Source organism: Dermabacter hominis NBRC 106157 (genome assembly GCF_001570785.1).
In the GTDB taxonomy this organism is placed as follows: Bacteria; Actinomycetota; Actinomycetes; order Actinomycetales; family Dermabacteraceae; genus Dermabacter; species Dermabacter hominis.
On record NZ_BCSI01000006.1, the window covers coordinates 82,210 to 97,237 of the forward strand.

Below are 15,028 nucleotides of genomic sequence, written 5' to 3' on the forward strand. Positions count from 1 at the left end.
GGATAACCCAGGAATAGTTATCCACAATTGCCGAACAGCGTTTCGCGTGCCCTCAAACTCTGGTACAAAGATGACAGAAAGCCCCAGGGGGACGGGGCGCGGGGAGCCTTGAGTAGGCGCCACGATTGCATAAGGGGGGAAACCCATGCACGACGCACTCGGCATCATCGAGGCCGAAGCTCGCCAAGCGATTCGCGAGCAGGGTCTCGATGCGACGTCGTCGTCACTCGACGACCTCATCGCCACAGTTGTCAACGAGTACGACGCCAAAGCCGCCCGTGGTGAAGTCCCCGCGTTGCGTGAGCGCGAGTCGGCCGTGGGGGAAGTGGCCGCACGCATCGGAGGTTTCGGCGCCCTGCAGACGTTCCTCGACGATCCGGAGATCGAAGAGATCTGGATCAACTCGCCGAGCGAAATCTTCGTCCACCGGCACGGCGTCAGTGAGTTGACCCCACTCGTGCTCTCGGCCGGCGAAGTTCGCGGGCTCGTCGAACGAATGCTTGCGCAAACGGGTCGCCGCCTTGACCTCAGTACACCATTCGTCGACGCACTTCTCCCCAGCGGTGCGCGCCTTCACGCCGTGATCCCGAACGTCACGCGCAAGCACTGGTCCGTCAACATCCGAAAGTTCATCTCAAAAGCACACTCGCTCGCAGACCTCGTCGCGTTAGGGTCCCTCACGCAGCAAGCTGCCGACTTCCTCGACGCGAGCGTAAAGGCGGGGCTCAACATCATCGTCTCCGGGAGCGTAGGCGCAGGCAAAACTACGATGGTCAGTTGCCTCGGCTCGGCCGTCTACCCGCGCGAAAGAATCGTGACGATCGAGGAAGTATTCGAACTCAATATTTCCGCACGGGACGTCGTGGGCATGCAGTGCCGGCAGCCGAACCTCGAAGGCGTCGGCGAAATTACGATGCGCCGCCTTGTGAAGGAGGCGCTGCGTATGCGCCCCAGCCGCATAATCGTTGGCGAGGTTCGCGAGGCCGAGTCGCTCGACATGCTCATCGCGCTTAACAGCGGCCTTCCAGGGATGGCCACCATTCACTCCAACTCCGCCCGCGACACGATCGCCAAGCTGTGCACGCTCCCGTTGCTCGCGGGCGAAAATGTCAGCGGCTCGTTCGTGACGCCGACCGTCGCGAACGCAATCGATCTTGTCGTCCACCTCGATCACCTTCACGATGGCACCCGTCGAGTGCGAGAGATCGTTGCCGTTCCGGGGAGAGTCGAAGATTCCGTAGTCGAGCTCGGACACATCTTCGAGTTCCGTCGCGGCCGGCTATGCAGGGGCGACGCATATCCGCCGCACCCCGAACGGTTCGAACGAGCTGGCTTCTCGCTATCGACCCTCCTTGGGGACAAGCGATGATCCCGGGCTTTGCTGCCGGAGCCCTCTTCGGCCTCGGGCTTGTGACGATCTGGTCAGCGTTTTGGCCCCGTGAAGCCAGGAAGCCGGTTCGGGTAGGCTCGCGTACCCGTATTGAGCAGCGAATCCGCGACGATTTCGCCCGGATCGGGCTCTCGAGCGCACGCCCCCATCACCTTCTTATTGCGTCGGTGCTCACCGGTGGCGTGGCTTTCATCCTCACTTTAGGGCTCAGCACCGCGATGATCCCGAGCGCCGCGGCAGGGGTCGGCGGAAGCCTTTTCCCCGCATGGGCGCTGCGAGCACTGGCGAGGCGACGGCAAGAAAACCTCCGCGAAGTATGGCCGGAAGTAATCGACCTCGTGGGATCGGCTGTCCGCGCGGGGCTCTCCCTGCCTGAATCGCTTGCCCAACTCTCCGATCGCGGGCCCGAGCAACTGCGCTCGTCATTCGGTGAATTTGCGAGGGAATACCACGCTACCGGCGACTTCTCCTACAGCCTCGATCGACTCAAGGCGCGCTTGAGCGACCCTGTTGCGGATCGCATCATCGAGGCACTGCGCATTACACGAGACGTGGGCGGAACCGATCTCGGCACGCTTCTACGCACCCTGTCATCGTTCCTTCGTGAAGATGCGCGCGTGCGCTCCGAGCTCGAAGCGAGGCAGAGTTGGACGGTCAACGGGGCGAAGCTCGCCCTTATCGCCCCGTGGGTGGTGCTCGGGCTCATGATCCTGCGTCCCGAAGCCGCCGAGGCCTACGACTCCGCCGCTGGCGGCATGCTCATCATCGCGGGTGCGCTCGTATCGTTCTTCGCCTATCGCCTCATGCTCGCACTCGCGCGCTTGCCGCAAGACGAGAGGGTGCTGCGCAAATGATCATCCGCGACAATACGCTCACGATCATCATTTTGGGGTGCACCCTCGGCGCACTTTTCGGCCTTGGCCTCGCTCTCGTGATCCTCGAGAATCCGTGGCGGCGACCTCGGTCAGTTGAAGCTCGCGTCAGTCCTTACATTAAACGGGGCAGCGCACGTGGAGCACTCGGTTTTCTCGAGAACAGTGCACGGGTGCATCCCGTGATTGACGCTAGCGTGGGCCCGTTTCTCGAGAGCGTGCGCGCCTTTGCCGCGCGGGCGCTCGGGAGCCAACGTGAGATCGAGAAGCGTCTCGCGCTCGCTGGCGGTCGGATCACCTATCGAGAATTCAGAATTCAGCAGTTCACCTGGGCGATAGTGGCGTTCGTGGCGAGCGCTGCCCTCGGGATGGGGCTGTTCGCGCTCGAGCGAGCACCGCTCATTGCGCTCCTTGCGCTTGTCGTGATCGCGAGCGTGACCGCACCGCTCGTGCGCGACTACCTCCTCACGAGCGCGATTTCGTCGCGGAAGCAGGCAATGGCGCGCGAATTCCCCACTATTGCCGATCTGCTGGCCCTCGCGATATCAGCAGGGGAAGGCCCGATCGCGGCGATGGAGAGAGTCGCGCGCACCTCTCAGGGAGAGCTTTCGCGGGAACTGGCGATTGCCGTTTCCGAGATCCGCGCGGGAGCGAGCCTCGAGGACGCCCTTATCAATCTTGGGACCCGCTCCCCGCTCGACCCCCTCTCGAGGTTCGCGGAAACCATTGCCGTTGCCCTCGAACGAGGCACCCCACTCGCAGATGTCATGCGCGCGCAGGCGCAAGATGCCCGCGAGCTTTCGAAGCGGACCTTGATGGAGAGCGCAGGGCGGCGCGAGGTGTACATGCTTCTGCCCGTCGTCTTCCTCCTCATGCCGCTCGTCATTGTGTTTGCGGTCTTCCCCGGCATCACCGCACTCCAGGTGGGGCTATGACAGGCATGGCCCCGAGTTTTGCAATTTTGGTATCCCACCTCATTCCGAAGGAGAACCCCGTGTCCATTAACCGCTCAACCTTGATTGACAATGCCACCGCCCGCACCCCGCTGCGTGAACGCATCTCCCGTGCGACCGTTCGAGCTCTCTTCGCGGCGCGCGAGCGCCTGGCCAGTGAACGCGGTGACGTTCCCGGATGGGTCCTCATCACTCTCATGACGGCCGGCATCGTTGTGGCTCTATGGGCCGTGGCATCCGATGCCCTCGTGGGCTTGTTCAACCAGGCCATGAGCCAGTTCACCGAGTAGCGTGCGCATGCGTATACGCCGATTGCATCGGCGCCTGCGCGAAGAACGGGGCAACGCGGTCGTGGAGTTCCCCCTCATCGCGGCACTCGTGGTGGCGCTTGGCCTGAGCCTTCTCCAGCTTGCCCTATTCCTTCACGTGCGCAATGGACTCACGGACATCGCCGTACAGTCGGCGTACCACGGGGCGTTGCTCGGCAATGATCCGAGCGACGGCCTCGCACGCGCCTCAGAACTAGCCTCTGCTCGGTTTCAGCAACTGGGTGACGTGGACGTCGAAGCTCGCGAGCATGCGGGCGTGATTGAGATAGAAATCCACGCGGCCCTGCCGCTCATCGGATTTTTCGGACCGAGCAACGCATTGCACGTCGTGGGGCATGCGGTGGACGAGGATGCTCTCTAGGTTGGGCGCCGCCGCGAAGGAAACGTCGCGTCGGTTGAGGGATGCATCGGGGAACGCGGTCGTCGAGTTCACTGGACTATCCGTCATCCTCCTCATTCCGCTCGTATATCTCCTGCTCACGTGTGCCTCCGTGCAGTCCGCCTCATTCGCCGCCGATACCCTCGCGCGGCAGATCGCGCGGGTGTATTCGGTCCATGATCTTGCCGAGGGGCGCGAGGAACGCATCGCGGGCATCGTGGCCGAGGTAGAGCGCGACTACGGTGTCGAGGTAGAGGCCCGGGACATCGAAGTGTCGTGCGAGTCGGCGTCATGTCCGGTTGCCGGAGAGGTCGTTTCGGTGGAGGTGAGCCTCGCGGCGCCTATTCCCGGGCTCGGAGTGATCGGTCTGGACTCCTCAATCGTCGACGTGAAAGGCCGACACGCGTTGATTGCTGAAGGGGGCATGCCATGATCCGAAAGCGTCGCCTGGCGCGATGCAGAGGGGAGCGCGGCAACGCCAGCGTCTTGACGATAGGCGTCAGCGTCGTGGTTTTGATGGTGATTGCGTTCGGCATCGCCGTGACCGGTGTCGAGATCGACCGCAATCGCGTCCAGTTCGTGGCGGATGGCGCGGCCCTTTACGCAGCGGGGGCAACGAGCGAAAACAGACTCTACGATGACGCGGGTGACCCACGTATTCCCACGGAGGCCGAAGCGCGCGAGCGTGCCTCTGCCTATCTCGCGCAGTACCCGCACCAGTTTTCTCGCGTGAGCGATATGGGCATTACAGCGCTTGCCCTCTCGCCGAATGGTGAGGTGAGGCTCTCCCTCGAAGCGCGTGTGCACCCGCCGCTCGTGGGGTGGATTTCTCGTGCGCTCGACTCTCCCATCGTTGTGCGCGTGGACTCATCGGCTCATGCGCACTAGTGCGGACCGCCGATGCTGGTGTGGAGCGGACCGCATTGGCCCGGGCGCGAGCGTCGCGTCCCTGTCGTGCGGTGAGTGCGTAGCGTAGAGTGGATGTTTGTGAGTTCTGATTTTTCTGCCGAGATTCCCCACCTGCGTTCGACCCTCGAATCGATCGAGAAGGTCACCGATCTTGATGCGCTGACCGCTAGGATCGCCGACCTCGAGAAGCAGGCGGCCGCCCCCGATCTGTGGGATGACCCAGAGGCGGCTCAGAAAGTCACGTCCGACCTCTCGCATGCGCAGGCGGAGAAGCGCCGCGTCAGCGAACTGTCGAGTCGCATCGACGACCTCGAGGTCATGGTCGAGCTTGGCGAGGAAGAAGGCGATGCACAGTTCGCCGAGGACGCTGAAAAGGAACTTTCCGCGATTCGTAAAGCGCTTGACGAGCTCGAGGTTCGCACGATGCTGAGCGGTGAATACGATCAGCGCAACGCGGTCGTGACGATTCGCGCGGGCGCCGGTGGTGTTGATGCCGCGGACTTCGCCGAGATGCTGCTGCGCATGTACTTGCGGTGGGCTGAACACAAGGGGTACCCCACCAAGGTCATGGACACCTCGTATGCGGAGGAGGCCGGTCTCAAGTCCGTCACCTTTGAAGTGAGTGCGCCATACGCGTATGGAACGCTCAGTGTCGAGGGCGGGACGCACCGCCTCGTCCGTATTTCCCCGTTCGACAACCAGGGACGCCGTCAAACCTCGTTCGCCGCGGTCGAGGTGATCCCGCTCATCGAAACGACCGACAGCATCGAGATCCCCGAGAATGAACTCAAGATCGACGTGTTCCGTTCGTCGGGTCCGGGCGGCCAGAGTGTGAACACGACCGATTCGGCCGTGCGCATGACTCACATCCCCACGGGCATTGTCGTTTCGATGCAGGACGAGAAGTCGCAGATCCAGAACCGTGCCGCGGCTCTGCGCGTGCTTCAGTCGCGACTCCTGCTCCTGAAGAAGCAAGAGGAAGACGCAAAGCGTAAGGAGCTCGCCGGCGATATCAAGGCGAGCTGGGGCGACCAGATGCGCTCCTATGTCTTGAACCCGTACCAGATGGTGAAGGATTTGCGCACGGAGTACTCGGAAGGCAATCCCACCTCGGTGTTTGATGGCAATATCGATGGCTTTATTGAGGCCGGTATCCGCTGGCGCGTCGAACAGGCACGCACGGAGGATTAACTCGCCGGGGTGGAGCTCGGCCCTTACCCGTACGGGGCCGACGCTTGCTGAGCTCACATGGGCGCGAGGCTCAGCGTGCTGTCTCTAGCGCCTCTTGACGAATTCTTGAGGAAAACGTGACCCGTGTGACCGGCCTGAATCCGAAGATTTGAGGTGGGCCGTGGTTAGGGTTGACGGGTACTGACCCTCGTAGTGCCCGCGGACATCTCGAGGGGAGCTGTCGACCCGCCCAGATGGGATGAGCCTGTGATTCGTTTCGAACACGTGACGAAAACATATCAGCGTAAGAGCGCGCCCGCACTTACTGATCTGTCGATCGAGTTTGAGCGTGGCGAATTCGCTTTTCTCGTCGGGGCCTCGGGCTCGGGAAAATCGACAATGCTCAGGCTCATTTTGAAGGAAACTAATCCGACCTCTGGCTCAATTTTTGTGGCGGGCAAGGACCTTTCGCGTCTGTCGAGCTGGAAAGTTCCCCGGCTCCGTCGTGAAATCGGGATGGTATTCCAGGACTTCCGTTTGCTGCCCTCGAAGACGGCGTTCCAGAATGTGGAGTTTGCGCTCCAGGTCATCGGGACTCCGGGCAGGGTGGTGAAAAAGCTCGTGCCCGAGGTTCTCGACATGGTGGGCCTGGCAGACAAAGGAAAACGGCTTCCGCATGAGCTGTCAGGTGGCGAGCAGCAGCGTGTTGCCATTGCGCGAGCGTACGTGAATCGGCCCACGATCCTTCTTGCTGATGAGCCAACGGGCAACCTCGATCCGGAAACGGCCAAGGGGATTATGGATCTCCTCGCAGATATCAACGATCGCGGAACGACCGTTCTCATGGCTACTCACGACGAGAAAGCAGTGAATCGTTTGAACAAGCGTGTGGTCGAGCTCGTTGATGGGCACGTTGTGCGTGATGAGAAGCGCGGCCACTATCGAGGATCCTCCGATGAGAGCGTGATCTCGGGTGCGGTACCCGATGGTGAGGCAGCGGGGGAGCGGCAGCCGTCGGACTCTGCGACCGGAGGAAGTGTGCGCGCTTCCGACGTAGCTTTCGAGCAGTTTGACGAAACCGCGAGCGGTGACGAGCGCGTGGGAGATTTCGATCGTGCCTTCGAGGATTCGGATTCGGGCGAGGAGGACGAACTCGCATGAGGCTTCGCTACATCCTTAAAGAAAGCTTCGGAGGGCTTCGTCGCAACATTGCGATGGTGATTTCCGTCGTGATTGTGACCGCGGTTTCGCTCACGTTCGTGGGAGCGGGGCTTCTCATGCAGAAGCAGATTGTCGCGCTTCAAGACATCCTCGTGAAGAACTCGCAAATTAGCGTCTATATGTGCTCTCCGCATTCGACGGCGACATCATGTGCCGGCGGCGCTGCGACGGACGCACAGATTGCCGAGGTCCGGGAGGCGCTCAAGGGCGATATTTTAGGCCCGTATATCGCGTCCGTGGATGAGCGCTCCCAAGAGGAAGCTCTCGAGGTATACCGCGGCCAGTTTGGCGGTGAGAGCTTTGCGCAGGATTTCACTGCCGAAGATATGCCGGTGAGTTTCCACATCACGCTTGTGGAGGCGGAGCGCTCAAGCGCTGTCGTGGATTTCTTCCAGGGGAGAGAAGGCGTCGATGAGGTGTCCGATCTTCTCGCGGTATATGCACCGTTTATTTCGATCTTGAATCAATCAACTGTCTTTGCGATCTCTCTCGCTGTGGTCATGCTGGTAGCGGCGGTGCTCCTCGTTGCGACGACGATCCGTATGTCGGTGGCGAATAGAAGGCGTGAGATTGCGATTATGCGTCTTGTAGGCGCGAGCAATATCTTTATTCGCTTGCCGTTCCTTCTGGAGGGGGCTGTTGCCGCACTGATCGGCGGAGCGCTGGCTACCGGTGTACTTTCGCTCGCAATTAAATATCTTGTGGAGGGCTGGCTCGCTCCGACTCTCGGAGCTGATCTCATCCACATGACGATGGCGGACCTGTTGTGGGTAGGGCCTATTTTGCTCGCGCTCGGTGTTATTCTCGCGATAGGCTCGTCCGTCGTTGCGCTCAACCGCTATTTGAAGGTGTAGGCAGGTTCTGGATATGTCGAATGGTGAGGGGAAAATGAATTTTCTTTCTCGACGCGCACTCGTGAAAGGTGCGTCGTTCGCTGCCGTTCTCGGCCTAGCCTCGTCGGGCATTTTTTCGCACGACCATGTGCTCGCTGATGATATCGACGACAAGAAGAAACAAAAGAAGAGCGTCGACGAAAAGCTTGCAGCGTTGCGCGAGGACCTCAACGAGGTTGACACGGAGCTTGCCGACGCGTACCTCGCCCTTGCCGAAACTGAGGCGAGGATTCCCGATGCGCAGACACGCCTCGACTCTGCGCGCTCCGCGCTCGAAGCGGCGAAAGCTGAGGACGCCCGACAGGCGAAGCGGCTCGAGGCCGCGCAAGCCGAGGAGAGTGAAATCCGGCAGGCCGTCGAAAGTGGCCAGCAAAAGATTTCGCAGTCGAACGAGGACGTCTCACGGGCCTCTATCGAGGCGTATAAAGGCACGGGTGCTCCCAATCCCGCGTCGATTTTCTTGAATTCGGAGGATCCGCAGGACGCGGTCGATCGAACGATGAACTACCGCCTCACGCTTCAAGCGCAAGGCGCGAAGCTCACGGATCTTCGCGGTCAGCAAGCCACGAATGTGAACTCCGCGGACCGGCTTGAGGCGATCCGTGCCGAGATCGAGGACCTCAAGAAGAAGTCAGCGGCTGCGGTCGCCGAGCGCCGCCAGGCTGAGAGCGAAGCGGCGCAGGCAAAGAAAGACCTCGATGGTCTTTACGCTTCGCAGAAATCTCAGGCGGCGAACCTCGAAACGCTCAAGGACAAGTATCGAGCGTCGGAATCGGCGCTCGAATCCCAGTCGAGCGCTCTCGAAACAGACATTCAGCAACTCATCGAAAAAGAGCGTCAGGAAGCGCTTGCGCGCCAGCGCGAGCAAGAACGGAAGGCTCGGGAGGCGCGCGAGGCTGAGGAGCGCCGGGCAAAGCGCGAGCGGCGTAAGCCTCGCAAGATCTCCGCGCCGAAGCCTGAGAGTGGCGGTGGCGCATCGTCGGGTGGCTTCCGCGATCCCGTTTCGGCGCGCCGCAGCTCGATGTTTGGCTATAGGTTCCACCCCGTGTACCACACGCGCAAGCTCCACAAGGGTATGGATTATGCGGCGGCATGCGGGACTCCCGTGGGGGCGATGGCTGCGGGCAAGGTTCTTGCGACGACTCACAACAGCGGCGCCGGGAACAAAGTCATCGTGAGCCATGGCCTGTATAACGGTCAGATCCTCACGACCTCGTATCACCACCTTCAGGGGTTCGCGGTCTCTGCCGGCCAGCGGATCGAGGCCGGGCAGACCGTGGGCTACGTCGGCTCCACGGGAGCCTCGACTGGCTGTCACCTACATTTCGAGACGCACCTCGACGGCACGGCGCTCGACCCCCGCAAATTTGTGGGATACTAGGCGGTCAATGTGTCAGCAGCTGTGGAGGGATGAACGTGGCCACGAAGGCTGGAAAGAAGCAGGCGCCCGTAGCGCCGGAGCGAAAAAAGCAGCTTATCGCCTCGAATAAAAAGGCGCGCCACGACTACCACATCGATGCGACGTGGGAGGCCGGCGTGGTCCTCCAGGGCACCGAGGTGAAGTCGCTGCGCGAGCGCGGTGCGTCTCTCGTTGATGGCTACTGCTATATCGACAACGGCGAAGTGTGGATGGATGCCGTGCACATCGCTCCGTATGTACGGGGTACGTGGACGAATCACGCGGCGCGCCGCAAACGTAAGCTCCTGTTGCACAAACGCGAGATCCTGAAACTCATGAATAAGACTCGCGAAAAGGGGTACACGATCATCCCCCTATCGATCTACTTTCTCGGCTCGCACGCCAAGGTCGAGATCGCGCTTGCTCGCGGCAAGAAAGAATGGGATAAGCGCCAAACCCTGCGCGAAAAGCAGGATGCTCGCGAGGCTCAACGCGCGATGAGGCGGCGGGAGATGCTCAGCTAGCGTCGGAACCACCCGTACGCCAGGTTCCGCGGTGGCGAAGGGGCCGACGCTTGCCCTCGAGAATAGAGCCCTTGGCGGTAGGCGTTGAAAGCTGTATACTGAACTGCTGCGCCGGAAGGTGCAACAGATTTTTGATAATCGAATAGGGTGTGCGAATCAGGCACGCATCCCACCCGCAGTTGCGGGTGCAGATTATCTGGCACGTTCCGTTTACGGGCGTTGCCACCCGATACGGGGTCGATCGGTTTCGACGGTAGTTGTCCAGCGAGGGGAAGCGGGCCGAGGATCCAGGGTTATCTCGATAACGCTCCCTGGAAAACAATAAGTGCCGAACCTAAGCGCACTGACTTCGCTCTCGCTGCCTGATCAGCGACAGCAGTCTGGACCGTCAGGGATTGCCTTCGATCTGACCTGTCCATCATCTAGAGGGCCACTGCTACCAACCCTGGTCACCGGGGTTGGATGAACACCTCAGAGTGACTGAGCCCGTCAGCGACGTGTCCGTGTGAGCGCTGGGGCTGAGAAAACGATGTCGCGGACTGCGCCCGGAGAAGCCCTGGCTTCGCACTATCGGACGCGGGTTCGATTCCCGCCGGCTCCACGATGAGGGCGCCCACTATGCACAGTGGGCGCCCTTTTTTGTTGCTTTGTGGATTGGGCAAACAGGTTCTGGCCTGCGTTGATATGGTGGAGCCAGTGGTGTGTATGACTACAACACCTTTAGATTTGTCCATTGGGTGAAAAGGCATGCATATGAGCAACTCCGCGGATCTCGCTATTGCAGATAGATGGGACGCCGGGGACTTGGGCTGCGGCGAACTCGTCATGAAGCTTCGCTCGCGTATGCTCGCCCTGAGTCCGGGAGAAATCTTCGAGCTGATCGCCACCGACGAAGGCGCGATCATCGACATCCCCGCCTGGTGCAGTCTCACCGGGCACACTCTTGCCGTGGCGCAGCCGCCGCGGTTCTTGATCCGACGAAAGGATTCCTGACATGTCCAAGATCTGTGTGAGCATCACCCACGCCAAAGACGATGTTGACAAGGCGACCGTGGGCTTCGTCATCGCCAATGCCTCGATCGCCTCCGATCAGGAAACCGTCGTGTTCCTTTCCTCCGAGGGGGCGCGGCTCGCTGAAGAAGGTTACGCCGACGACCTTCACGAGGAGGGCTTCGCGCCGCTCAAGGAACTGATCACCAACTACGCCGAAGCTGGCGGCACGATCTGGGTGTGCTCGCCGTGCTACAAGAAGCGTGGACTGGACGAAGGCAAGCTCATCAACGGCGCGACGATCGTCGGCGGCGCGAAGCTCGTCGAGTACATGTCCCAGGGCGCTAGCTGCGTGAGCTACTGACGGCTGCTACTCGAATACCGCCATGACGAACGCTCAAGAGTTCACCCCGGCCACCTTCAAGGACGGCTTGAAGGGCCACACCAGTTTTGACGGTGGAGATCTGGATTGTGGCAACGGACTGCTGTTGCTGATCCGCAAACATCTGGATCCCCTGGATCCGGGAAAGTTCCTGGAGATCGCCTCCGTGGATTCCACGGTGGAGGTCGACTTGCCTAGCTGGTGCAGTATGACCGGGAATGACCTGGTCGATACGACTACCACGACCGTGCAGTTTCAGGGGCGCGAACTCACCCAGTGGCGGTTCTTGGTGTGCAAGGGGGCCTACGAGGGCGCAGCGAGCATGCCTCAGCAGGAGAACACCCCCGAGGCACTCGTGCCCGCGGCAGGCAAAGGAAAGAAACTCCGTAAGCGCCCGCAAATGGCGATTACGCAGGAAGTGGTCACGCCACATATTCCTGCCGAGCTTCCCGAGCCTGCTGCGGCGCCCGCGCTCGAGCCCCTGGCCGTGCACACTATGGGCAGCTGGCCGCGGCCGTCGTGGCTGATTCGCGCACTGCATGAGCATCTGGAAGGCCGACTCTCCCAGGAGGAGTTTGACGCTACCGCTGATGACGCCGTGCAGCTTGTCGTGGCAGCGCAAGAACGCGCCGACGTCGACGTCGTCACCGACGGTGAAATGCGCCGCGATAACTACTCCAGCTTCGTAGGGGGTCTGCTGCAGAACTGTCAGCTCATTCCCATCACGGATCTGTTGCCGTACGTTGATGATCCGGTGCAGTTTGAACGTGAGCTGCGCGCCCTCGATGTGCCGGCAGGGGAGGTTCGCCACCCGGCGGTATTCGGGCCGCTCGGCCGTGACAGATCCCTTGCTGTGCATGAAGCCCAATACCTGAAGACCATCACCGATCGCGCGGTGAAGGTGGATCTTCCCGGCCCGTACCTCCTCACTCGCACCATGTGGATGGAGTGCGTTTCCGATCGCGCCTACCCCGACCGGGAAACCCTCGCCACCGACGTGGTCCGGATTCTGCGGGAGGAAATCGCCGAGCTTCTCGCCGCAGGCGTCGCGTTGGTGGAAATTGACGAGCCCGTGCTTAGCGAAGTGGTCTACGGCAACGAAGGTGGCGGCGGTCGTACATTCATGTGCGGGGCGCTCGGTGAGCGTAAAGCAGTGCAGCCGGAGCTGGAATTTGCGCGGGATCTGATTGCGCAGGTAGCGGAGGGCTTTCCTGCCGATCGCCTGGGTATTCACGTGTGCCGTGGCAACTGGACCCCCGATGAGTCCAAGGCACTTTCCGGAGACTACGCGCCTTTGCTCCCGCTCCTGTCATCCGTACCGATCGGCAACGTCATTGTGGAAACATGCACGCCGCGCGCCGGGGACTGGGAGCATCTGACGGGCCTGCGCGAAGACCAGCGCATCGGTATCGGCATCTTCAACCAGAAGGCGCCGCAAGATGAAACCTTCGAAGCTGTGCTCGAGCGCGGGCGTACCGCAGTGAAGATGTTCGGCAAGGATCGAGTGCTCCTGAATACCGACTGCGGCTTCGCGACGTTTGCCGATAATCCAATCGTGGCGGGGAAGCAGGCTGAAGCGGCAATGGCGATGCTCGTCAAGGTGCGCGACGCCCTGCGGTAGAGCGTTCCGGCGCCTTCGTGCCTTCCCTCGTTAGCGCTCGGGCCGTGTAGCGGGGGCGTTTGATAGCCACGTCGCGCGCATTGCCTCGGCGAGCGGACGCAGGTCGTTGCGCATGATGCGCTGCGTGTTAGCGCTCGGAGAGATGCCGAGGCGCGCCGCGGTATCGCCGTTTGATTCGCCCTCGAGGATTCCGCGTAAGCTTCCGCAGGCGCCCCCCTTGAGCGCGCTCACGTGTGCGTCGATCAAGTGGCATAGCGCTTCGGGCGGGGGCGTGTCGTGGCCTTGCGGGGCTTGTGTTCCGACGGTTGCCCGGCGACCGTCGGACTTTTTATTTTCCGAGGTTGCTGCACTGAGCCCGGTGCGTATACCTGAGAACCCGGAGGTTTGGGCGAGTTCTTCTGTGCGCTCAAGGGCCTCGCGCGCGGCCCACCAGGCGGAGCCGTCCTGGATGCCGGCGCCTTCGTCGATGATGCGGATCTCGCCGGCTCCGATTCCGAATCGAATGTCGATGTCATGCTCGCGAAGGTGGAGCCTGAGGATGTGGGTGGCGCGAAGGGCGTCGCCGTGGGTGGCGAACACGCCTTGGATTTCGTCGCCGACGGTAGGGTGGAGGCGTTCGTGTGATGGTGTCTGAATCGCGTTGAGCGCACTGGTGAGGTGTTCGTGGAGCGCGGTGCGGTTGTGATCGCGAGAGTTGACGATGTCGCCGATGACAGCGACGGCGTAAGCCTGATCCTTCACTGGTGCCATATGTAGAGAATAGCTTAATTCGTCCCAAATGTAGGAAATGCCTAAACGGGTGGTGTTGTGACGGTTGTGTGGAGCGCGCTTGCGCTAACTGTGTGTGGCTGTGGAGCCGTGGCGGGCAATGGGGTTATTCGCGCGCTTTTGCGGCGCATTGATGACGGTGGGGCTCGCGTCGCCGCCGCGCAGGGGACCCTCATGGGGGCGCAAAAGGAATTGCCGGGAGGGCGATGGATCGGCATTCTTGAGCGAATTGCCGTCTACGTCTCGATTGTTGCAGGCTTCCCGACGGGTATCGCTGTCACGCTTGCCGTGAAGGGGCTCGGTCGGTATCCGGAGCTGCGTGCGGAGAAGGAAGGGCGTGAGGCGGCTCGCGTGGGGGAGTTGTTCATTATTGGGACCTTTGCCTCGGTGCTGTGGGCGGCTGCGTGGGCGGGAATCGCCGTGGGGGTGTGTACGCTCCTCGCGGGTGTCGCGTGATTGCGAGAGTGGGAACGATTCGCAATAAATAGGCATATTGCAATATGTGCATGAGTATGGTGTGATTGACGCATGGGAGACAGTTCGCAGATCGACCACGCAGCACACGTATTCAAGGTGCTCGGCAACCCGGCACGCCTCGAAATTGTGCTGCACCTTTCCGATCATGCGTGCACGGTATCGGAGCTCGTGGATCTCACGGGTCTCTCGCAGCCGCTCGTCTCCCAGCACCTCGGGAAACTCCGCGAGGTGCACGTGGTGAAGGGAGAGCGTGAAGGAAGAGCGACGAGGTACTCGATCGCTGATGCCCATGTCACCCACGTCATCCACGACGCACTGGCGCACGCACAAGAAGGAGAACATCATGACTGACCGCAAAGCGGAACACACCCCCACGGAGCATGCACACGGCGAAGGCTGCGGCCACGAAGCAGTCCAGCACGGTGACCACGTGGACTACAAGCACGACGGCCACCTGCATGCAGAGCACGGCGACCACTACGACGAGCACCAGCCGCAGGCTGAGCACACCGTCGCCGATCACCAGCACGGCGAGGATTGCGGACACGAGGCTGTCGAGCACGACGACCACGTTGACTACATCCACGACGACCACCGCCACGCGGAGCACGGCGACCACTACGACGAGCACTGAGCAAACGTCGGGACAGTACGGTCGGGGGCCTAGGCCTCAACCGGTGTTCTGATACGAGAAAGGCCCGGCCATGGGTTTGAACTGCTCCCCATTAGTTGGACTGAGAAATCAGTTACT

At 61.3% G+C, this 15,028-nt stretch carries 19 protein-coding genes and 1 other RNA gene; 19 read left to right on the top strand and 1 reads right to left on the bottom strand.

What is annotated here, in order from left to right; genetic code table 11:
• The first annotated feature begins 145 nt into the window (after positions 1-145).
• The 16 genes from DEHOM01_RS07115 (at position 146) to DEHOM01_RS07190 (ending at position 13,032) form a co-directional block, all read left to right on the top strand.
• Positions 146-1,369 (top strand): TadA family conjugal transfer-associated ATPase, encoded by a 1,224-nt coding sequence (locus DEHOM01_RS07115; RefSeq protein WP_016664982.1) that lies wholly within the window; start codon positions 146-148, stop codon positions 1,367-1,369.
• Positions 1,366-2,244 (top strand): type II secretion system F family protein, encoded by an 879-nt coding sequence (locus DEHOM01_RS07120; protein WP_061212136.1) that lies wholly within the window; start codon positions 1,366-1,368, stop codon positions 2,242-2,244. Before DEHOM01_RS07115 ends, DEHOM01_RS07120 begins: the two co-directional genes overlap by 4 nt.
• Positions 2,241-3,197 (top strand): type II secretion system F family protein, encoded by a 957-nt coding sequence (locus DEHOM01_RS07125; protein WP_061212137.1) that lies wholly within the window; start codon positions 2,241-2,243, stop codon positions 3,195-3,197. Before DEHOM01_RS07120 ends, DEHOM01_RS07125 begins: the two co-directional genes overlap by 4 nt.
• Before the next feature lie 59 nt (positions 3,198-3,256).
• Complete coding sequence (locus DEHOM01_RS07130) at positions 3,257-3,505, top strand: hypothetical protein (RefSeq protein ID WP_375543968.1); 249 nt, start codon at positions 3,257-3,259, stop codon at positions 3,503-3,505.
• Positions 3,506-3,512: 7 nt separating this feature from the next.
• Entirely contained in the window at positions 3,513-3,905 is a 393-nt protein-coding gene (locus tag DEHOM01_RS07135) for a hypothetical protein (RefSeq protein ID WP_051120722.1), read from the top strand.
• Positions 3,895-4,356, top strand: coding sequence for a hypothetical protein (locus DEHOM01_RS07140; RefSeq protein ID WP_156468324.1), 462 nt, complete (start codon positions 3,895-3,897; stop codon positions 4,354-4,356). The genes DEHOM01_RS07135 and DEHOM01_RS07140 overlap by 11 nt, the downstream gene beginning before the upstream one ends.
• A complete protein-coding gene (locus DEHOM01_RS07145; protein ID WP_082738780.1) occupies positions 4,353-4,811 on the top strand; it encodes a Tad domain-containing protein in 459 nt (152 codons plus the stop codon). The genes DEHOM01_RS07140 and DEHOM01_RS07145 overlap by 4 nt, the downstream gene beginning before the upstream one ends.
• Positions 4,812-4,904: 93 nt before the next feature.
• On the top strand, positions 4,905-6,023 hold the full coding sequence (prfB, locus tag DEHOM01_RS07150) for a peptide chain release factor 2 (protein ID WP_040386594.1): 1,119 nt from the start codon (positions 4,905-4,907) through the stop codon (positions 6,021-6,023).
• A 246-nt stretch (positions 6,024-6,269) separates the two neighbouring features.
• A complete protein-coding gene (ftsE, locus tag DEHOM01_RS07155; protein WP_061212140.1) occupies positions 6,270-7,163 on the top strand; it encodes a cell division ATP-binding protein FtsE in 894 nt (297 codons plus the stop codon).
• Positions 7,160-8,077, top strand: coding sequence for a permease-like cell division protein FtsX (gene ftsX, locus DEHOM01_RS07160; protein ID WP_061212141.1), 918 nt, complete (start codon positions 7,160-7,162; stop codon positions 8,075-8,077). Before ftsE ends, ftsX begins: the two co-directional genes overlap by 4 nt.
• Before the next feature lie 34 nt (positions 8,078-8,111).
• Positions 8,112-9,497, top strand: a complete 1,386-nt coding sequence (locus DEHOM01_RS07165; protein WP_061212155.1) for a M23 family metallopeptidase — start codon at positions 8,112-8,114, stop codon at positions 9,495-9,497.
• A 29-nt stretch (positions 9,498-9,526) separates the two neighbouring features.
• A complete protein-coding gene (gene smpB, locus DEHOM01_RS07170) occupies positions 9,527-10,039 on the top strand; it encodes an SsrA-binding protein SmpB (protein ID WP_051120666.1) in 513 nt (170 codons plus the stop codon).
• A 233-nt stretch (positions 10,040-10,272) separates the two neighbouring features.
• Positions 10,273-10,643: a transfer-messenger RNA gene (gene ssrA, locus DEHOM01_RS07175) on the top strand.
• 149 nt (positions 10,644-10,792) lie between these two features.
• Positions 10,793-11,032, top strand: a complete 240-nt coding sequence (locus DEHOM01_RS07180; RefSeq protein ID WP_061212142.1) for a sulfurtransferase TusA family protein — start codon at positions 10,793-10,795, stop codon at positions 11,030-11,032.
• A 1-nt stretch (position 11,033) separates the two neighbouring features.
• Positions 11,034-11,393, top strand: a complete 360-nt coding sequence (locus DEHOM01_RS07185) for a DsrE family protein (RefSeq protein WP_016664969.1) — start codon at positions 11,034-11,036, stop codon at positions 11,391-11,393.
• Between the two features lie 22 nt (positions 11,394-11,415).
• Positions 11,416-13,032 carry a 5-methyltetrahydropteroyltriglutamate--homocysteine methyltransferase gene (locus DEHOM01_RS07190; RefSeq protein ID WP_061212143.1) on the top strand — a complete coding sequence of 539 codons (1,617 nt, stop codon included), beginning with the start codon at positions 11,416-11,418 and terminating at the stop codon, positions 13,030-13,032.
• 30 nt (positions 13,033-13,062) lie between these two features.
• Here DEHOM01_RS07190 and DEHOM01_RS07195 read toward each other — a convergent pair whose 3' ends face one another.
• A complete protein-coding gene (locus DEHOM01_RS07195; RefSeq protein ID WP_061212144.1) occupies positions 13,063-13,782 on the bottom strand; it encodes a SatD family protein in 720 nt (239 codons plus the stop codon).
• 108 nt (positions 13,783-13,890) lie between these two features.
• Here DEHOM01_RS07195 and DEHOM01_RS07200 point away from each other — a divergent pair, with 108 nt between their 5' ends.
• From DEHOM01_RS07200 to DEHOM01_RS10235, 3 genes are all read left to right on the top strand, one after another.
• Entirely contained in the window at positions 13,891-14,256 is a 366-nt protein-coding gene (locus DEHOM01_RS07200) for a hypothetical protein (protein ID WP_245630680.1), read from the top strand.
• A gap of 72 nt (positions 14,257-14,328) precedes the next feature.
• On the top strand, positions 14,329-14,628 hold the full coding sequence (locus DEHOM01_RS07205) for an ArsR/SmtB family transcription factor (protein WP_061212146.1): 300 nt from the start codon (positions 14,329-14,331) through the stop codon (positions 14,626-14,628).
• Positions 14,621-14,911 (top strand): hypothetical protein, encoded by a 291-nt coding sequence (locus DEHOM01_RS10235; protein ID WP_061212147.1) that lies wholly within the window; start codon positions 14,621-14,623, stop codon positions 14,909-14,911. The genes DEHOM01_RS07205 and DEHOM01_RS10235 overlap by 8 nt, the downstream gene beginning before the upstream one ends.
• The last annotated feature ends 117 nt before the right edge of the window (positions 14,912-15,028 follow it).